The sequence below is a fragment of the Psychroserpens sp. S379A genome, from assembly GCF_049800755.1.
In the GTDB taxonomy this organism is placed as follows: Bacteria; Bacteroidota; Bacteroidia; order Flavobacteriales; family Flavobacteriaceae; genus Psychroserpens.
This window is the reverse complement of record NZ_JBNAFQ010000006.1, coordinates 1-19,574: the sequence shown is the minus strand read 5'-3', so window position 1 is coordinate 19,574 and position 19,574 is coordinate 1. Positions and strand designations below refer to the sequence as shown.

At 33.2% G+C, this 19,574-nt stretch carries 15 protein-coding genes; 9 read left to right on the top strand and 6 right to left on the bottom strand.

Translation table 11 applies throughout. The features are described 5' to 3' along the window. Positions 1 to 11: 11 nt before the first annotated feature. On the bottom strand, positions 12 to 725 hold the full coding sequence (locus ACP15M_RS12930; protein WP_425077624.1) for a pyridoxine 5'-phosphate synthase: 714 nt from the start codon (positions 723 to 725) through the stop codon (positions 12 to 14). An 89-nt stretch (positions 726 to 814) separates the two neighbouring features. Between ACP15M_RS12930 and ACP15M_RS12925 the strand changes: the two genes are divergently transcribed. From ACP15M_RS12925 to murI, 8 genes are all read left to right on the top strand, one after another. Beyond that, entirely contained in the window at positions 815 to 1,471 is a 657-nt protein-coding gene (locus ACP15M_RS12925) for an acetoin utilization protein acuB (RefSeq protein WP_425077623.1), read from the top strand. After that, complete coding sequence (locus tag ACP15M_RS12920) at positions 1,471 to 2,355, top strand: NAD kinase (protein ID WP_425077622.1); 885 nt, start codon at positions 1,471 to 1,473, stop codon at positions 2,353 to 2,355. The genes ACP15M_RS12925 and ACP15M_RS12920 overlap by 1 nt, the downstream gene beginning before the upstream one ends. Before the next feature lie 99 nt (positions 2,356 to 2,454). Continuing rightward, the gene (locus ACP15M_RS12915) at positions 2,455 to 3,144 is read left to right on the top strand and encodes a DUF6089 family protein (protein ID WP_425077621.1); all 690 of its coding nucleotides are present in this window, start codon (positions 2,455 to 2,457) and stop codon (positions 3,142 to 3,144) included. Further along, the gene (locus tag ACP15M_RS12910) at positions 3,145 to 3,885 is read left to right on the top strand and encodes an isoprenyl transferase (protein ID WP_425077620.1); all 741 of its coding nucleotides are present in this window, start codon (positions 3,145 to 3,147) and stop codon (positions 3,883 to 3,885) included. Then, the gene (bamA, locus tag ACP15M_RS12905) at positions 3,857 to 6,442 is read left to right on the top strand and encodes an outer membrane protein assembly factor BamA (protein ID WP_425077619.1); all 2,586 of its coding nucleotides are present in this window, start codon (positions 3,857 to 3,859) and stop codon (positions 6,440 to 6,442) included. Before ACP15M_RS12910 ends, bamA begins: the two co-directional genes overlap by 29 nt. 166 nt (positions 6,443 to 6,608) lie before the next feature. Further along, a complete protein-coding gene (locus tag ACP15M_RS12900; protein ID WP_425077618.1) occupies positions 6,609 to 7,658 on the top strand; it encodes an OmpH family outer membrane protein in 1,050 nt (349 codons plus the stop codon). Between the two features lie 33 nt (positions 7,659 to 7,691). After that, on the top strand, positions 7,692 to 8,201 hold the full coding sequence (locus ACP15M_RS12895; protein WP_425077617.1) for an OmpH family outer membrane protein: 510 nt from the start codon (positions 7,692 to 7,694) through the stop codon (positions 8,199 to 8,201). 68 nt (positions 8,202 to 8,269) lie between these two features. Continuing rightward, positions 8,270 to 9,049, top strand: coding sequence for a glutamate racemase (murI, locus tag ACP15M_RS12890; RefSeq protein ID WP_425077616.1), 780 nt, complete (start codon positions 8,270 to 8,272; stop codon positions 9,047 to 9,049). Here the strand turns inward: murI and ACP15M_RS12885 are convergent, their stop codons facing one another. Genes ACP15M_RS12885 through ACP15M_RS12875 form a run of 3 tightly spaced genes read right to left on the bottom strand, consistent with a single transcriptional unit; the run spans position 9,050 to position 12,486 of the window. Then, positions 9,050 to 9,562 carry a gamma carbonic anhydrase family protein gene (locus ACP15M_RS12885; RefSeq protein ID WP_425077615.1) on the bottom strand — a complete coding sequence of 171 codons (513 nt, stop codon included), beginning with the start codon at positions 9,560 to 9,562 and terminating at the stop codon, positions 9,050 to 9,052. It lies immediately after the preceding gene. Between the two features lie 50 nt (positions 9,563 to 9,612). Beyond that, a complete protein-coding gene (locus ACP15M_RS12880) occupies positions 9,613 to 10,347 on the bottom strand; it encodes a LytR/AlgR family response regulator transcription factor (protein ID WP_425077614.1) in 735 nt (244 codons plus the stop codon). Beyond that, the gene (locus ACP15M_RS12875) at positions 10,348 to 12,486 is read right to left on the bottom strand and encodes a histidine kinase (protein WP_425077613.1); all 2,139 of its coding nucleotides are present in this window, start codon (positions 12,484 to 12,486) and stop codon (positions 10,348 to 10,350) included. Positions 12,487 to 12,697: 211 nt separating this feature from the next. Here ACP15M_RS12875 and ACP15M_RS12870 point away from each other — a divergent pair, with 211 nt between their 5' ends. Next, the gene (locus ACP15M_RS12870; protein WP_425077780.1) at positions 12,698 to 13,852 is read left to right on the top strand and encodes a vWA domain-containing protein; all 1,155 of its coding nucleotides are present in this window, start codon (positions 12,698 to 12,700) and stop codon (positions 13,850 to 13,852) included. Between the two features lie 162 nt (positions 13,853 to 14,014). On the opposite strand, the gene ACP15M_RS12865 is transcribed toward ACP15M_RS12870, so the two are convergent. Together ACP15M_RS12865 and ACP15M_RS12860 are read right to left on the bottom strand one after the other, a co-directional pair. After that, a complete protein-coding gene (locus tag ACP15M_RS12865) occupies positions 14,015 to 15,028 on the bottom strand; it encodes a PorP/SprF family type IX secretion system membrane protein (RefSeq protein ID WP_425077612.1) in 1,014 nt (337 codons plus the stop codon). A 7-nt stretch (positions 15,029 to 15,035) separates the two neighbouring features. Continuing rightward, the coding region (locus ACP15M_RS12860; RefSeq protein WP_425077188.1) for a T9SS type B sorting domain-containing protein at positions 15,036 to 19,574 on the bottom strand (4,539 nt) is incomplete at its 5' end.

Sequence of the window (19,574 nt, the reverse complement as noted above, 5' to 3'; positions counted from 1 at the left end):
CAGTTTTATTACTATTTTAACTTTTGAAGATACATTTGTATAACGTTTTCTATACCTAAGTATAAGCTTTCAGATACTAAAGCATGACCTATAGAAACCTCTAATAATCCAGGAATATTATCTTTAAAGAATTTAATATTCTCTAACGACAAATCGTGTCCAGCATTCACACCTAAACCTATTTTATTTGCCAATTCAGCAGCTTTTGTAAAAGACTCTACTTCTTTTTTGTTTCCTAAACTGTATTGATGCGCAAAACTTTCGGTGTACAATTCAATACGATCTGTTCCTGTGGCTTTAGCACCTTCAATCATTTCTAAAACTGGATCTACAAAAATAGAAGTTCTAATTCCGTTAGATTTAAGTTCTGAAATCACTTCAGTTAAAAAATCTTTATGAATAATGGTATTCCAACCTGCATTAGAAGTCAATGCATCAACAGCATCTGGAACTAAAGTGACTTGCGTTGGCTTAACTTCTAAAACCAAATCCATAAATGATGGAATAGGATTACCTTCAACGTTAAACTCTGTATACACTTCTGGTTTTAAATCTCGTGTATCTTGGTATTTAATATGACGTTCATCTGGTCTAGGATGCACTGTGACGCCTTCAGCTCCAAAACGTTGAACGTCCTTTGCAAATTGCACAACATTAGGTGTATTTCCACCACGAGAATTACGTAAAGTCGCTATCTTATTTATGTTTACACTTAACTTCGTCATTTGTTCATATTTTAACTACAAAAATACAAAGTACTTCCTGCTTTTTATGGTTATTTTTAATTAATTTGCAACAGATAATAAACCAAAATATGCCTTTACAACAATACATCATAAACGACATTAAACCTTTGAACATTAATGACAAGGTTAGTGATTTACAAATGCTGTTTAATGAGTTGACGTATTCTCATATACCTATTGAAAATAATGGGACTTATCTAGGCTGTATCTCAGAAACAGATGCGCATTGTTTTGATGGTGCAAAATCAATTGCTGATTGTAATTACGCTATAGAAGGATTTTTTGTGAAGACAAAAACCAACTGGTTAGATGTGCTCGAAACATTTGCACAAAACTCATGTAATATTATGCCAGTTTTAAGTGAAAAGAACACCTATTTAGGTTATTTTGAACTAAATGATATTATTGGGTTATTTAACCAAACTCCTTTCTTTTCTGAACCTGGAGGTATTTTAATTGTTGAAAAGGGAATTTTAGACTATTCATTTAGTGAAGTGAGTCAAATTGTAGAATCGAATGACGCCAAAATACTAGGTGCTTTTGTTTCGAAACTTGAAAGTGATGTCATTCAAATTACTTTAAAAATTGGCAATTCTGGATTAAATGATGTCATTCAAACCTTCAGAAGATATAGCTACAATATTGTATCTGGACATGAAGAAGATAATTATGTTGAAAATTTGAAGGATCGATCAGAATACCTTCGAAAATATCTAGATATATAATGAAAGTTGCGATTTACGGACAATATTATCATGCTAACACTCAAGAAAGTATTGAAAAACTTTTAGAGATTTTGTCACAAAAAAATGTAGCAGTTTGTGTTGAGAATGATTTTTTCAACATTATCAAACACGAAAGTAAATCGCCTTCTAGGTTAGATGATTTTGAAACGTTTGAAACCTTAGATGAGTCATTCACTCTTTTAATTAGTATTGGAGGTGATGGTACGATTTTAAGAGCCATAACTTATGTGAGAGATTTATCAATTCCTATTGTTGGCATCAACACAGGAAGGCTAGGTTTTTTAGCTACTATTCAAACCAATCAAATTGAATCTGCCATAAACGACATTATTAACGGACACTATAAAGTTTCAAAACGCACACTTTTAAGTGTAGAAACCCAACCTGAAAATAGCGATTTAGTTGACACCAATTTTGCTTTAAATGAAATAGCAGTTAGTCGAAAAAACACAACATCTATGATTACTGTTGAAACGCATTTAAACGACGAATATTTAACGTCATATTGGGCAGATGGCCTTATCGTTTCAACTCCAACAGGCTCCACTGGTTACTCTTTAAGTTGTGGTGGACCAGTAATAGCTCCCGAAACAGATAGTTTTGTATTAACTCCTATCGCTCCTCATAATCTTAATGCAAGACCATTAGTAATACCAGATGAAACCAAAATACAACTCAAAGTTAGCGGTCGAGAAGAACATTATTTAATATCGCTCGATTCTCGAATTGCTACCTTACACAACTCGACAACAGTCACAATAAAAAAGGCAAATTTTGAAATAAAAATGGTAGAATTATTACAAGAAAGCTTTATTGACACACTGCGAAAAAAAATGCTTTGGGGAGAAGACAAGCGAAATTAAACAATAAAATCAAACAAAAGCTGTTAATCTGTAAGACTATTTGCCTCAAATTGTTATAGGCAATTCATAATTGTTATATTTGCAAACTTTTAAAAATTTATGAGATATTTAATCTTATTATTATTGAGTGTGTTTTTCGCCCAAACCAGTCATTCTCAAATATATGAAGTTGGTGTGTTTGCTGGTGGAAGCAATGTAATTGGTGATGTAGGAGCAACAAATTATATTTCGCCCAACACAGCTGCATTTGGCTTGATGTTGAAATGGAATCGAAGCCCAAGACATTCTTGGAGAGTCTCGTTAATATATTCAGATTTAAAAGGAGATGATAGTGAATCTGATGACCCAAGACGAGTAGAAAGAGATTTTGAGTTTGACTCGAATATTTTAGAAATATCAGCTGGAATGGAGTTTACATTTTGGGAATTTGATCTTCACACATCAGATTTCAAAATTACACCATATTTGTACTCAGGAATTACTGTAGGAAAGCATGATAATTTCTTTTACGATCTAAATGGAGAAATTATTGATGAGAACACCACAAGTTGGGCATTTGGTATCCCAATGGTTTTAGGAGTAAAATCAAATATTACAAATCATGTAATTTTAGGTTTTGAAATTGGAGCAAGGTATACGTTCTCTGATGAAATAGATGGCAGTGTTCCTGATGGTGATTTTGAAGACCAAGTTGGTATAGGGAATACTAATAGTAATGATTGGTATGTTTTTACTGGCTTTACTCTAACATATACTTTTGGACAAAGACCTTGTTATTGCAATTTTTAAATGAATTTAAAAGACCAAATATTAGAAGACAAATTACCTAAACATGTAGCCATAATTATGGATGGCAATGGTCGTTGGGCAAAACAAAAAGGAATGATTAGAGCCATTGGTCACGAAAATGGCACCAAGTCTGTAAGAAATGTTGTCGAAGCAAGTGCTGAAATAGGCATTAAACACTTAACCTTATACGCCTTTTCAACCGAAAACTGGAAACGTCCCAAACTAGAAGTACAAACCTTAATGAAGCTTTTAGTAAAGTCTCTAAAAAAAGAAATTAAAACATTACAAGATAACAACATAAAGCTTTCATCTATTGGAAATCTTAATGATTTACCAAAAAAAGCGCAAACAGAATTACTCGAAGTTATTGACAAAACAAAAAGCAATACTCATATGACATTAACCTTAGCGCTAAGCTATGGCTCACGTGAAGAAATAGTAAATACAATTAAAGAGATTGCAACGAACGTTAAAAATAATATAATTTCTGTTGAAAGTATTGACGAATCAATTATAAATAAGCATCTTTACACGCAAAACTTACCAGATGTAGATTTGTTAATTAGGACTAGTGGTGAGCACAGAATAAGTAATTTTTTGCTTTGGCAGATTGCTTATGCCGAATTATATTTTACAGATATATTATGGCCAGACTTTACAAAACAAAACCTATATGAAGCTTTGATTAATTATCAAAATAGAGAACGACGATTTGGAAAAACTAGTGAACAACTTAGCTAATAATTTACTTTTGAAAACTTACCTAAAGCAACTATTTACATTAATAATCTTCATTGTTTCAAGTGCAAGTGTTGCTCAACAAACTAGCTTTGATAACGGAAAAAATTATATTATTCAAGAAATTACTGTTTCAGGTAATACAAATTTTAGCGAATCAACAATTATATCTTTTTCAGGATTACGTAAAAACCAAAACATTATCATTCCTGGAGAACAAATTAGCAATGCTTTAAAGAAATTATGGGGAAGTAAATTATTTAGTAGTATTGATATTTACTTAGTTAAAACTGAAGGTAATAAAGCATATTTAGAAATTAACCTCTTTGATTTACCAGAACTTAATGAAGTAGAAATACGAGGCATAAAAAAGAAGAAAAAAGAAGAAGTTATTAAAGAAAATAATCTTTCTAAAGGGGTTAAAGTAACTGAAAACTTAGTAACAACAACTCGTAATTATCTTACTAATAAGTATAAGAAAAAAGGATTTCTAAATACAAAAGTAACGGTTAACACAAATGATGTTACAAACGATTCAATCCCAAAAAGTCGTGTAGACATGCTTGTTTACATCGATAAAGGTGATAAAGTTAAAGTCAACAAAATTATATTTAATGGTAATGAAAAATTTTCTGATAAAAAACTCAGAAAGGCCATGAAAAACACTAAGAAAAAGAACTTTTTACGCATTTTTAAGCGTTCAAAATATATTGAAGAAGACTACAAAGAAGATCTTGCTAATCTTATTGATAAATACAAAGAAAATGGATATAGAGATGCAAGAATTATTTCAGACTCTATTATATATAAAAACGATAAAAACATAAGTTTAGAAATTACCCTCGAAGAAGGCGAACAATATAAGTTTGGTAAAATTACCTTTGTAGGGAACAGTGTTTATACAGACGAACAGTTGCATTCTGTTTTACGAATTAAAGAAGGTGAAACTTATAACGGAGTTGCATTGCGAAAACGTATTGCTGATGACACAAAACCTGATGCAATAGATTTAACAAATCTCTATCAAAATAACGGTTATTTATTTTCTACTATTAATCCTGTAGAAACTAGTGCAGAAGGAAATGTAATTGATATGGAAATTCGTATTTCTGAAGGTAAACCTGCATATTTCAACAATGTTAGTGTAACTGGTAACGACATTACAAACGACCATGTTATTTACAGAGAACTTCGAACAAAACCTGGACAGTTATACAGCAAAGCCAATGTCATTAGAACCATTAGAGAACTTGGACAATTAGGCTTTTTTGATGCCCAACTCCTTACTCCAGATTTCAAAAACATGAACCCAAATGAAGGAACTGTAGATTTGGAATATACTGTTGTAGAAAGAGGATCAAGCCAAATAGAACTACAAGGTGGTTATGGTGGAGGAGGCTTTATAGGTACACTAGGTTTGTCTTTTAACAACTTTGCTATTAAAGATATTTTCAAAAAGGATGCCTACAAACCTTTACCTAGAGGTGATGGTCAATCTTTAGCTTTACGTTTACAAGCCTCAAGATTCTTTCAAACCTATAGTTTTTCTTTTTCTGAACCTTGGCTTGGTGGTAAGCGTCCAGTAAAACTATCAACATCCTTATCACATACAAGACAGTTTCTTTACGATCCTGTAAGTAGAGATGCAGACAAAGACAGACGATTCAATATTACAGGTATTTCAGTAGGTTTGGCAAAACGCTTAAAAGTTCCCGATGATTACTTTACATTATCTCAATCTATTAGTTTCCAACATTACAATCTTAAAAATTACAATACTGGCTTATTTACTTTTGGTGATGGTTATTCAAACAACTTATCATATACAATTGGTTTAAGTAGAAATAATTTATATACTGATCCCATTTACCCTGAAGGAGGTTCTAGCTTTTCTATAAGCGCTAAAATGTCTTTGCCCTATTCACTTTTCAACAATGTAGATTATAAGGCCTTGAAAGAAGAACGTGATGCCTTAGACCTTACAGACCCTGAAGATGTAGAAAGAATTGGTGAAATTGACCAAGAACGTTACAATTGGTTAGAGTTCTATAAAATAAAAGTAAAAGGTGATTGGTACACACGTATAGTTGATAAATTAGTCATTAAATCTGGTCTAGAATTTGGCTTTTTAGGTGCATATAATAATGATAGAGGTGTTATCCCTTTTGAGCGATTTTTCGTAGGTGGTGACGGTTTAGGGAATTTTGCTTTAGATGGTAGAGAAGTTGTTCAGCTTAGAGGTTATCCTAATCAATCATTATCATCACAAGATGGAGGTACTATTTATAATAAGTTCTCATTAGAGTTAAGATATCCAATTACACTTGGTGCTCAAGCCAAAATTTTTGGTTTACTATTTGCTGAAGGTGGAGCATCGTTTGACCAATTTAGAGATTATAATCCTTTTAACGTTAATCGTTCAGCAGGTTTAGGACTTAGAATATTTATGCCAGCATTTGGATTATTAGGTATAGATTTCGGACATGGATTTGATGCTATTCCTGGTACCACTACTAAAAATGGATGGGAAACTCACTTCATTATTGGACAGCAATTCTAATTTTGGCACGATATTTTCTATTAGCAATATGACGATTTAATGGATGCGTTAAAATTTTTCAAAATATATTTCGTTAATTTGAAAAGTAAAACATTGATGGAATCGTTATATTTATCTGTCAATTTAATAATCTCAGAAGATATTAGTAAATAATAAAATAAAACAGATGAAGTATAAAGTTCTTTTTTTAGTGACAATGATTGGTCTTATGAGCTTTGTTTCTAATGCTCAAGGTCGTGGTGTTAGAATAGGTTATATAGATACTGAATATATTTTACAAAATATACCCGAATATCAACAAGCCACAACTCAATTAGAACAAAAAGTACAACAATGGAAAACAGAAATTGAACAACGTTTAAATGCTATAGATCAAAAGAAAAAGCAGTTAGAAAATGAAAGTGTCCTTTTAACTAAAGAATTATATGAAGAACGCTTAGAAGACATTTCTTATGAAGAAGCAGATATTTTAGATTATCAACAAAAACGTTTCGGTCCAAGTGGTGATTTAATGATTCAGAAAAAGCAATTGATGCAGCCTGTACAAGATCAAATTTTTGCTGCAGTTCAAGAAATTGCTGGAAACAAAAAATATGATTTCATTTTTGACAAATCTGCAGATGTGGTAATGCTCTACTCTGCTGAGCGATTTGATATAAGCGATTTAGTTATACGAAGCATTACAAGATCTTCAAAACGAACCCAAGCAAAATCAAGAGCTGAACGTAAAAAAGCTAGTAAAGAAGATGTAGTACCTGAAATTAATAAAGAGCTTGACGAACGCCAAAAAGCTATTGAAGACAAAAAATCTGAACGTGAAGCTGCTATTGCAAAACGACAAGAAGAACAGCAAAAACGTAGAGATTCATTAAAAAATGCTGCTGCCGAACGTCGCCAAAAAATTCTTGACGACAGAGCCAAAGCCAAAGCTAAACGCGATAGTATAAATGGTGCTAAAAGAACTAAAGCTCAAGATACAACAGCAACAAAAAAAGATGGAGCTAAAAGCGAAGCTAGAAAAGCGGGAAGCAGTTCTGAAAAAACACCAGCTCAAATAGCAGAAGAAAAGAAACAACAAAAATTAAAAGACCGAGAAGCAAGACAAAAAGCCCTTGACGAACGTCGAAAAAAAATATTAGAAGACCGTAAAAAAGCTAAAGAAGAGCGTGAAGCTCAGAAAAAAAAGAAGGACTCTGTTCCTGATGAAGATAACTAAAAACAATAATTATAACACGTAACAAATTTTAAAATGAAACAATTAAAAACCCTTTTATTTGCAAGCTTACTTTTTGTTGGAGCTACAAGTTTTTCAGCAGCACAAACTAAAATTGCACACATTAATACAACGCAGTTAGTAGAAGCTATGCCTGAAATGAAAGCGGCACAAGCTGAAATTGAAAAACTCTCAAAAACTTATGAAGCAGAAATTAAAACAATGATGACTGAGCTTCAAAATAAGGTAAAGCAATATCAAGCAGAAGTTGAAACTAAAACTGAAGAAGAGAATACAGCTAGAGCTCAAGAAGTACAAACAATGGAGCAAAGTATTCGTCAGTATCAAGGTCAAGCACAACAAGATTTACAGAAAAAAGAAGCAGATTTGCTAAAACCAATTTTTGAAAAAGCTAAAGCAGCAATTGATAAAGTTGCTAAAGCTCAAGGCTTTCAATATGTACTAGACTCTACACAAGGTGGTGGTGTTTTAGTCGCAGATGGAAAAGATTTATTAGCAGATGTAAAAACAGAATTAGGATTCTAATTACATCTTAAAAATAATTGAATATGAAAGCCACTTAATTAAGTGGCTTTCATATTTTTGTAACACAAATGAACACGCAACCTATTGGCATATTTGATTCAGGCATTGGTGGCACATCAATTTTTAAAGAAATTCATGCGCTTTTACCTTATGAAAATTCCATATATCTTGCCGATAGTAAGCATGCTCCTTATGGTAATAAGAGTAAACAAAAGATTATAGAACTCAGTGTAAAAAACACGGAGTATCTGTTATCAAAAGATTGTAAACTCATTGTAGTAGCTTGCAACACAGCAACAACAAATGCCATTTCATTGTTACGAGCAACTTATACCATTCCGTTTATTGGTATTGAACCTGCCATAAAGCCAGCAGCACTTAACACAAAAACAAAGGCTGTTGGTATATTAGCTACAAAAGGTACTTTATCTAGTGCCTTGTTTCACCAAACTACAGATTTATATAGCAATGGTATTAAAGTTATTGAACAAGTTGGAGAAGGCATTGTTCCTTTAATTGAAAATGGAAAAGCAACATCAAATGAAATGAAATCTTTGCTAACCGAACATCTAAAACCTATGATTGATGCCAACATTGATTATTTAGTTTTAGGTTGCACGCATTATCCTTATTTGATGCCCTTGCTTTTAGAACTTTTACCAAAACATGTAAAAATTATAGATTCTGGTTTAGCAGTAGCTAAACAAACTAAAACAATACTTGAGCAAAACCAGCTATTAAATCTTAACAATACTACACCTCAAAACTTGTTTTATACAAATACAAACACAACTGTTCTAAATGATATCCTTAATAAAAAGTTTAAAGTAGACTATTTAGATTTTTAATTACTTCAACCAACTCGAATAAGTCACATAATTATTGGCTATTCTGTCTATTTCACCAGAGATTAATTCTTGACTAATATCTTTGATCTTCTTTGCAGGAACACCAGCATAAATACTTCCAGATTCGATTCTAGTATTTGCTGTAACTACAGCTCCAGCAGCAATAATACAATTACTTTCTACCACACAATCGTCCATAACAATACTTCCCATGCCTATTAAAACATTATCATGAATTGTACAGCCATGTACAATAGCATTATGACCTATAGACACATTATTACCTATTGTTGTCGGCGATTTTTGATAGGTTGCATGTATAACTGCTCCATCTTGAATATTGACTTTATTGCCCATTTTAATAAAATGAACGTCTCCTCTAATAACAGCATTGAACCAAACGCTACATTGGTTTCCCATTGAAACATCTCCAACTATGGTTGCGTTTTCTGCAATGTAACAATCGTCTGGTATTTGTGGATGAATTCCTTTTATCGGTTTTATAATTGGCATGATATAGTTGTTAGTTGTTAGTTGTTAGTTGTTAGTTGTTAGTAAAATACTTATTTAAAATAAGAAAGAAAATTGGCTTTTTTAGAAGCAGATACCATGATTTGTTTCCCGTTACTTAATACGACGCTTCCTCCTTTTCCTTTCAGATATTTAGTGACTTCATTAACATTGACTAAATAACTTTTATGAACTCTAGCAAAATTACTTCCGTTGAGCGCTTCTTCAAAATATTTCAAGGTTTTACTTACTAATTTCTTTTTATTATTATTCAAATAAATTTCTGTGTAGTTATCATCAGCTTTACAATACATGATATTTGCTGTTTCTAATACTTCAAATCCGTCTTGTTGCGGAATTGTAATCTTTCCGTTTACTATATTGGTTTTAGGCACCAAAACCTGATCTTGTAAAGCGTTTTCCTTTATTTTAATTTCAGATACATAATCGACCGCTTTAATTAAGTCATCAATTGAGATGGGTTTCATCAAATAATACGATGCATGAGCGTTTAAAGCTTCAATTGCATAATGATTATATGCTGTGACAAAAATGGTTTCAAAATCGATATCACCAACTTTATCTAGTAAATCAAACGCATTTCCGTAAGGCATTTCAACATCAAGAAATACCAAATCTAAGTCGTGATTTCTAATTAAAACTAGAGCTTCATCTACATTAGCTGCTTCGCCTAAAATTTGAATATTCGGACAATATTTTTTGAGATAATTCTTTAAAATCTCTCGACTTGTTTCTTCGTCTTCTACTATGATGGATTTTAGTTTCATTTAATCTTTTTTTAAGGTTACAACCACTTTGGTTCCAGTGTCTTCTTCATCTTGGTAATTATCAATAAACACATCAACTTTATCTTTATACATCTCATTTAAAATGGCAACACGTTTCTTAATATTTCCCATGCCTTTTGAATTTTGCCTTTTTTGATGTTCGGTTTTTAACGCTTTAGAACGTTCTCGTCCAATACCATCATCTGAAACACTAATTGTAATTTCGTTGCTGTTTTTTTTATCGATAGAAATATATAAATGTCCTTTTTCGGTCTTATAACGCAATCCATGCCAAACTGCATTTTCAATATAAGGTTGCAATAACATAGGCGGAATTTGATATTCTGAAATAGCTACAGCTTCATCAACAGTAATGCTATAATCAAACTTATCCTTAAACCTAAAATGTTCTAATTTAGTATATAAGTCTAATAATTCTATTTCTTTTTGTAACGGAATAAAGTCTTCTTCACTATTCTCTAAAACTGATCGCATTAAATGCGAAAAATCTGATAAATACTTATTTGCAGTTCGTTCGTCATTGCTAGCAATAAAACTATTTACCGAGTTAAGTGCATTAAAAATAAAGTGTGGATTCATTTGACTTCTTAACGATTTTAAAGCCAGCAAATTATTAGCCAATCGTTGCTGCTTTATGTATTTATACATTACAAAGGCTGTAACGGTTAACAGTAACATGCCACCAATTAAGGCATAAATTAAAATTTGCTGATTTTTATTGCGCTCAGCAACAAGGCTTTCGTTTAATGCTCTATCACTTTCAAGACTGGTGATTCTGTTTTGTTGTTCAGAAATGTTTCGCCTAAATCGATCTGCTTGAGATAATTCTTGCTCTCGTTTTACATATAACTCATCTACAACTTCTGTATAAGCTCTAAACGTTTCAAGCGCTTTTTGATAATTTCCTGTATCTACAAAAAGATCAGACAGCTTTTTTGTAGCGTCTTTTTTTACTATTAAATCTTCCTTATCATCAGCTTCTTCAATACTCTTTTCTAAATAAGGAATGGCATTATCATAATCCTTTTGAAGCGCATAAGCACTTCCGATTTTATAGTTTTGCTTTTGAAGCGTTAGCGCACTTTCATTTTCAATTACTGAGTCTGTTTCCACCTCTAATACATCTTCAATAATTTCTTTTCTGAGTTCTATTTCTTTATCATAGTTTCGATTTATATTTTGAAAATCGGCTACCGTAACTTTTTCTTCAAGTGCTCGTTTTTTTGTTTGTTGTGTGGCAAGGTTCATTGAATTATCAAAATATGCTTCGGCCGCTTCAACTTCTCCTTTAGCATTATACGTCTGCGCTATTTTTGAATTAAGATCAACTACTTTTGGTGATATTAAATGTTTTTTAGCTATACTAAGTGCTTTTTGATAAGCTTTAAGTGAAGCGTCGTAATCTTTTATACTAAAATTGGTATCACCTAGTCCTTCATAAAGTGTTACAAGTTGATAGTTCCCTAGTTCTTTTTTATTAATAGCATTATATGTTTCAATACTTTCTTGATAATTTTTATTAAGCTCATAGGCTTTAGCCAGTCCTAACTTAGAGTCGTTGATTTCGATATTTTGAAGACTTATTCTATAATTTGTAACAGCAAGATCATACTGTTTCCAAAACATATAAACTTCAGCTAAAACTTGATAAGCTTCAGCGTTTTGAGATATAGAACTACTTTGAGTTAGAGCTTCGCCAACAAATTTTATGCTTTTTGCAACATCTTTCTTTTTATAAACAAGAGCAGAATCTATTAACGAATTAAAACGTTTTATATCACGTCTAAACTTAGAGTTTACATTTTTACGTACTACTGGTTCAACTTCAATAGTAATGCGTTCTTCATTAATTATCGTATAATAAATAGTTTCAAAATCTTTATGTCGTACAATAAGTTCGTCTCCTTTCTTGGCCTTTATTGTAAATCGACCTTGCATATCTGTAATAGTATATGCACCTCCATTAATCTCAATATTAACTTTAGGTATTGGCTTGTAAGTATCACTCTCTCTTACCGAACCTCTTATGTGTAATAAAGGTTCGTCTTGTTGAGCAACCATATTATGAATTGGCACAACAAAAAAGAATATAAGACTATATATTAAGACCTGTTTCATTTTGATTAATTTCTATAGACTAAACTTACACACTTTAATTCATTAAATAAAATTGAAAAAAAGCAAAACACACTTTACAACTTTCAAAAAAGAAGCGTTAACTCAATACATAAGCAAGTTAACTCATTCATAAACTCACTTTACTAATCGTTGTTTTTTATACAAAAAAGATCCCTCTAGTTTTATGCTGTCAATCTTAAAAAACAAAATGATGAAAACAATTTTCAAATCGATAGTCTTAAGTACATTAATAATATCATGTCTATCTTGTAATGCCAATAACAAAACCAATAACGCCAAAACAACTTTAGCCGAAGTAGTAAACCACAGCACAAACAATCAATTTATAAAAGTTGCTCTTCTACTAGATACTAGTAATAGTATGGACGGATTAATAGATCAAGCCAAAGCCCAACTTTGGGACATCGTTAATGAGCTTTCTTATGCAAAATGTGGTGATGAAAAACCAAATCTAGAAATTGCTTTATATGAATATGGAAATGATAATCTTAGTGGTAGTGAAGGTCATATTCGTCAAGTATTAGCTTTTAGTAATGATTTAGATGAAATCTCAAAACAATTATTCTCTCTTACCACAAATGGAGGAAATGAATATTGCGGACAAGTGATCAAAACATCACTAAACCAACTAACTTGGGGAAAAAACCAAGACGACCTAAAACTCATATTCATTGCTGGTAACGAACCATTTACCCAAGGTCGTGTAAGCTACAAAGAAGCTGCAAAGCTGGCTCATAAAAATGATGTTACAGTTAATACTATTTTCTGTGGTGACTACGAACAAGGTATTTCAAGCTACTGGAAAGATGGTGCAGATTTAGCACATGGTGATTATATGGCAATTAATCACAACAAAGCAACAACTTATGTAGCGACACCTTTTGATGACCAGATATTGCAATTAAATCAAAAACTTAACAAAACTTATGTCGCTTATGGTGCAGCCGGAAAGTCAAAAATGATGCAACAATCACTCGAAGATGATAATGCTATGGGTTACAGTAGTGCCAATGCAGTAAGTAGGACTGTAAGTAAGAGCTCACATTTATACAAAAACTCTACTTGGGATTTGGTTGATGCCGAAAAAGAAGATGATTTTAAATACGAAGACTTAGATAAAGATGAATTGCCTGAAGAGTTAAAAGACAAAAACACATCAGAAATAAAAGCTTATGTTACTAAAAAGCGTAAAGAGCGTGAATCAATTCAAGAAGACATTCAAACCCTTAATCAAAAACGTAGAGCCTATATTTCAAATCAGCAAAAGGACAATAGTAGCAGACTTGATAATGCCATGATACAAGCCATTAAAACACAAGCCAAGGCAAAAAAATATAACTGGTAATGCATTTAGGGCGTTACCAACTTACACTAAAGTTATCGTTGGTCGTGCTCTCGGCAGTCGCTTCCAAACTTTAATAAAGTTTGGAGAGCTTCAACAAAGCCTCGATCACTAACGCAAAAAGTCTCGAAAATTTCGAGACTTTTTATTTGTATATACTGAGTTTTAATTAATTGCAGGACAATTACACTCGTATTTCTCTTTTCTACAATTAAAGTTATAACCCAATGTTATTTGGTGAAAACCACCATTATTAAACACTACCGAATTTGCTTGATAAGAATAAGTATAAGCAAATACAAAATTGTTATAATCTACTCCAACAAATGGTGTGAAATATTGTAATTTTTGACTACTCACTCCAGAACCTTCAGAAAATTCGGCACCATCAAAACTTCGTCTATAAGATATTCCTCCCCAAAGTTTACCAAAATCCATTGCTCTGTAAATTTTTGCATTCACATCAATTGAAGATTCTTCAGTCGCATCTCTATACATATACATAATTGACGGTTCATAACTCCAATCACTACCATAACTGCTAAAGGTATTTCCAGCAGATATTAAATAAGTTCTTAAATTATCAAAACTCAATCCTTGTTCGTTAAAATTAACACCATCATTATTAAGTATGTTTTTAACTGTGGCATGAGCATAAAAATCAATTAAGTGATACGAAAACCCAAAATCAATATTAAAATTTGTTGCACTAGGTTCAACATCTCCAGGAACCACTAAAGGATCAAATCCTTCGTTAAAAAATTCAGACTGATCAAGTCTGTATTGTATAAATCCTGCACTTAAACCAAACGACAGCATGTTTAGGTCAATTTCATTTCGCGAAAACATTAAGTGGTGTGCATAAGTTAAGTAAGCTCCTGATTGGGAGTGAAATCCGTTTTGGTCATTATAAACTATCGCACCTATTGCAGAAGGAGAATCTCCTATTCTGCCATTGGCACTCAAAGTAAATAATGCTGGAGCATCATCGACACCAAACCATTGTTGTCGTGCTGTAAGTCTAACTTTTGCACAATTTGCAACACCAGCCATCGACGGATGTATTAAATAATAATTGTCGGTTAAATAATCTGAATAAATCGGTAATCCTTCTTGTGCGTTACCAATTTGGGTAAATAAAGCTAAGCTTGCTATTAAACAATATTTTTTAAAATTCATATCTAATTTATCTTTTCAGGGTAAAATGGGCTTTAAATTCTTTTTGTTGTAATGTATTAGGTTCAATGTACTCAACCACAAACCAGTAGTCACTCGATGGCATTGGGCTTCCATTATAGGTTCCATTCCAGCCTTCGCCTGTTGGACTTATCTGCTTCATTAGTTTTCCGTACCTGTCAAATATATAAATTTTTGCGCTTGGTTGGTCAGCAATACCTTTTATGTTCCATGTATCATTAAATCCATCGCCATTTGGTGTAAAGTATTTCGGATAATCCATCACTGTTACCGTATCAACTGCATATCCACAACCTATCGTATCTCTTACCTCTACAACATGATCGCCTGCCAAGACATCTACAAAAATATGACTCTCCTGCCATGCGCCTCCATCTAATCTATACTCATAAACTCCTAAACCTGTCACTGTAACTTCTATAATATGTAACTCTGAAAACGCATCTGTCGTTACATCTGTCAATATACTTGTTGGTGGTGAACTCTCTATAACCTCTGTAACAACTGGATTATCAAAGTTTGAACATCCTGTCACTGCATCTGTAACGATAACACTATAAGTTCCTCCAACACTTGGTATATAACTCCCTTCTGTAGCTCCTGGTATCACCATGTTATCTAAACTCCATTCAAACAAATAATCTGGTGTACTTAGTCCTGTATCTAAGACTGGTACATTTAAAACTTCCGTTCCATTTGTATCTACACACAATATATAACTGTCTTCTAAATCAAATACTGGTCGTGGATGTACTATTAATTCAACTGGTGCTACTGCATAACAAATTGATGAATCAATTGAATTATCTATAACGCCATCATTATCGATATCTACAAAATCTCCTAAACCATCACCATCTAAATCTATATAATCAATAAGTCCATCGCCATCAACATCAAATCCATCAGGTAACGTATCGTTATTTACATCTATTAAATCAAATACGCCATCGTTATCAACATCTATTGTATCGTCATTACCATCACCATCAAAATCTAATGCCATAGTTACTGCTGATAAATCTAAATTCAACAACGCTACTTCTTGTGTGTCATTATCAACACGTGCATAAATCACCTGTGGATTGACAATATTCTCATATAAAAATGGTAATGGATTTACTCCTAACTCAGCATCTGCAACTGTCTCATAATAAGTCACTATATAATTTGCTGGATCTTGACCATTTAATACCTGAGATTCTACATCAGTTAAATTAAACTGTGTACTATTATTACTTGGATCACCATCATCATCCATCTCATCATCACACTCCTCTAATGGTGCTGGTGATGTTGCCTCGGCTGCCTCATGAACCTCTATATTAAACACTGGTGTACTTATTGAACAACCTGTATTGTTATTTGTAATTGCTACATAAATCGGTTGTGGATTCGTAACATTCATATACGGACTCACTAATGGATTGGCCAAATCATCAGCATCTGTTTGTGATACATGATACGTTACTGTAAATAACATAGGATCTTGTCCATTTAATATTTCGGCATCTTTACTAGTTAAATCAAACTCATCAATACCATCGGTGTTTAACTCACAAAGTATAAAATCTGTAACTGCTACAACATCTGGTAATGGATTCACTATGATATCAAAAGTAACTATTGTATAACATTCTGTAATATCATTTTCTACACGTACATAAATCGTCTGTGGTGTACTCGTATTGGTATAAGCTGTTGGATCTGCTATAGCATTTTGGTCTAGCTCTGCATCTTCCTCAGATTCATGATAGGTTGCCGTTACTCCTGACTCACCATTAATGATATAAGCCTCATTCAATGTCAAATCAAATTCCTCTTCCATATCACTAGGATTCACATCATCACACAACTCTAAATCCTCTGGATCTAAACTCGGTGTTGGGTTTGGTAACACACGTATGGTTAGTGTTGTATAATCTACACAACCTGTATCAGTATCGGTAACTACAACATATAAAGTCTGTGGATTGGCTGCTGGTGCTCCATTAACTGAAGTATTAGTGTAATTCTCTGCATCTACTGCATTAATCTCTGCCTGTGCATCTGCATCTGTCTCATAATAAGACACACTCCAACTTGCCTCACCTCCTGTAATCTCATTATCCTTTACTGTTAAATCAAAAACAGTAACCTCGTCGGCTATTAAATCATCACACAACTCTAATGGTGTTGGTTGCACTGCCTCTGGTGGTAATTCTACTCGAATATCAAAGAAACCTGTAGAAGTAACACATCCATTTACATTACTTACTAAGCGTACATAAATCGTCTGCGGATTAGTAACATTGGTATAATTGGTAACATTAGCTATTGGATTTGCTCCTGAATCTGCGTCTGCTTCTGTCACATGATAAGTGAGCATAAAATCTGATGGAACTTGTGTGCCCAAAATCTCTGAATCCTTACTGCTCAAATCAAACTGGGCAAAGCCATCATCATTCGTATCACATATCACATAATCATCTATCGCTGTTGGAACCTCTGGAGATGGTAATACACGTATGGTTAATGTCTGTGAGGTATTGTAACAGCCTGTATTGATATTCTCTGCTCTAATGTAAATCACTTGCTCATCCATAACAATATTTGTATATAAACTCGTAAGTGCATTTATATCCATGTCTGCATCACTCTGCGTTTCATGGTAGGTAATTTCAATATCTAATTCTCCATTCTCTATCTCTACAGTCTTACTCTCTAAATCAAACGCCTCAAAACCATCATTATCTAAATCACAAACCTCTAAATCTGTTGGTGCTGCTGGTGATGGTATTGGATTTACTCTTAGAAGTATCGTCGCTGTTGTACTAACTGAACATCCTGTTACATCATCGGTAGCCCTAACAAATATCGTTTGAGCATTACTCGTATTCATATAAGGACTCACAATAGGATTCGTCCCATTATCTGCATCTAACTGCGTCTCGTAATACGTAAAACTAATTCCTGTTTGACCATTTAACATCTCCGCATTAGCATCCTCTAAGGTAAAGGCTTCCACCTCATCGCCTGGGTTATTATCATCACATAACTCTAATGGCTGTGGTTGAACCAATACTGGAAGCGCATTTACAATCAATTCTAAGCTCGTTAACTTATAACATCCATTGACTGTGTCTTCTACACGAACTGATAAAGTTTGCATAAAAGCTGTCGTATTAATATAACCTGTTGGATTTAAAATTGAATTAACCCCTAAATCGGCATTTGCCTCTACTTCATAGTAAGTTACTATATACTGTAAAGGATCTAAACCATCTAATATCTCTAAGTCTTTACTCGTTAAATCAAACTGTGCAAAGCCATCTGCTAAAACATCATCACATTCCTCTAGTGGTGTTGGGTCCTCTATCTGTGGTGTCGGATTTACTATCAATATAAGCTCTACTATAGTCGCACAATCTGTCGCTATAGTAGCACTCTCTACACGTGCATAAATCGTTTGTTGATCTTCTACTATATTGTTATACGGACTCGTTAAGGCATTAACATCATTATCTGCATCTGCCATTGTCTCATGGTAACTTACTGTCAGCGTCGGATCGCCTCCTGTTATCTCTGTATTTGCATCGGTTAAGGTAAACACTCCAAACCCATCACTATCTGCATCACAATACTCCATTGGCGTTGGTGTAGATGCTACTGGTGCCTGCTCTACAACCAATGTTAAGGTCGTTGTTGCATAACAGCCTGTATTGATATCCTGAACTCTTACAAAAATTATTTGCCCATTAATCGTATTAGTATATGGAATTGGTAAAGGATTTACCGCATTATCGGCATCTGATTGTGTTAAATAATAACTTACTGTATAATTAGGATTATTACCTGTTATCTCTACATTCTTTATACTCAAATCTATACTCGTTAATCCATCTGGAACTCCATCATCACAAACCTCTAAATCTGATGGAACTACTAATGCTGGTAATGGATTAACTACCAAATCAAAACTCCCTGTTGCTATACAGCCTGTAGCCATATTTACCGAGGCATAATAAATCGTCTGTGGATTACTCGTATTACTATATGGACTCCCTAATGGATTAACTAAACCCTGTGCATCAGCTAAACTCTCATAATAACTTACAGCTACCGATTGACCATTAGCAACCTCTACATCTTTTGTCGTTAAATCAAATAACTCTACCTCATCGCCAGGTAAATCATAATCACATAACTCATATGCTGTCACTGGAACTGTATCTGGTAATGGATTTACTATCAATGTTAAATCTGTTGTGTCATAACATCCTGTCGAACCACTCTCTACTCGAACATAAACCGTCTGTACATTTGGTACAATATTATCATATGGAACCAGTAAATCATTAACACCATTGTCGGCATCACTCTGTGTCTCATGATACGTCACTACCATACCAACCTGTCCTCCTATGGCCTGTGCATCAGCTAAACTTAAATCAAAACTCGTAAAACCATCATTGTCATCATCGCAAACCTCTATCGCTGTTACTACATTCGCTATTGGATTCTCTATAACCTCTAAATCCAATGTCGT

Coding starts and splice junctions, on each gene's coding strand:
- ACP15M_RS12880 (WP_425077614.1), bottom strand. CDS start 10,347: ATGAAACTAAAATCCATCATAGTAGAAGACGAAGAAACAAGTCGAGAG.
- ACP15M_RS12900 (WP_425077618.1), top strand. CDS start 6,609: ATGAAGTATAAAGTTCTTTTTTTAGTGACAATGATTGGTCTTATGAGC.
- ACP15M_RS12910 (WP_425077620.1), top strand. CDS start 3,145: ATGAATTTAAAAGACCAAATATTAGAAGACAAATTACCTAAACATGTA.
- ACP15M_RS12885 (WP_425077615.1), bottom strand. CDS start 9,562: ATGCCAATTATAAAACCGATAAAAGGAATTCATCCACAAATACCAGAC.
- ACP15M_RS12870 (WP_425077780.1), top strand. CDS start 12,698: ATGAAAACAATTTTCAAATCGATAGTCTTAAGTACATTAATAATATCA.
- ACP15M_RS12865 (WP_425077612.1), bottom strand. CDS start 15,028: ATGAATTTTAAAAAATATTGTTTAATAGCAAGCTTAGCTTTATTTACC.
- ACP15M_RS12930 (WP_425077624.1), bottom strand. CDS start 725: ATGACGAAGTTAAGTGTAAACATAAATAAGATAGCGACTTTACGTAAT.
- ACP15M_RS12920 (WP_425077622.1), top strand. CDS start 1,471: ATGAAAGTTGCGATTTACGGACAATATTATCATGCTAACACTCAAGAA.
- ACP15M_RS12915 (WP_425077621.1), top strand. CDS start 2,455: ATGAGATATTTAATCTTATTATTATTGAGTGTGTTTTTCGCCCAAACC.
- ACP15M_RS12875 (WP_425077613.1), bottom strand. CDS start 12,486: ATGAAACAGGTCTTAATATATAGTCTTATATTCTTTTTTGTTGTGCCA.
- murI (WP_425077616.1), top strand. CDS start 8,270: ATGAACACGCAACCTATTGGCATATTTGATTCAGGCATTGGTGGCACA.
- ACP15M_RS12925 (WP_425077623.1), top strand. CDS start 815: ATGCCTTTACAACAATACATCATAAACGACATTAAACCTTTGAACATT.
- ACP15M_RS12895 (WP_425077617.1), top strand. CDS start 7,692: ATGAAACAATTAAAAACCCTTTTATTTGCAAGCTTACTTTTTGTTGGA.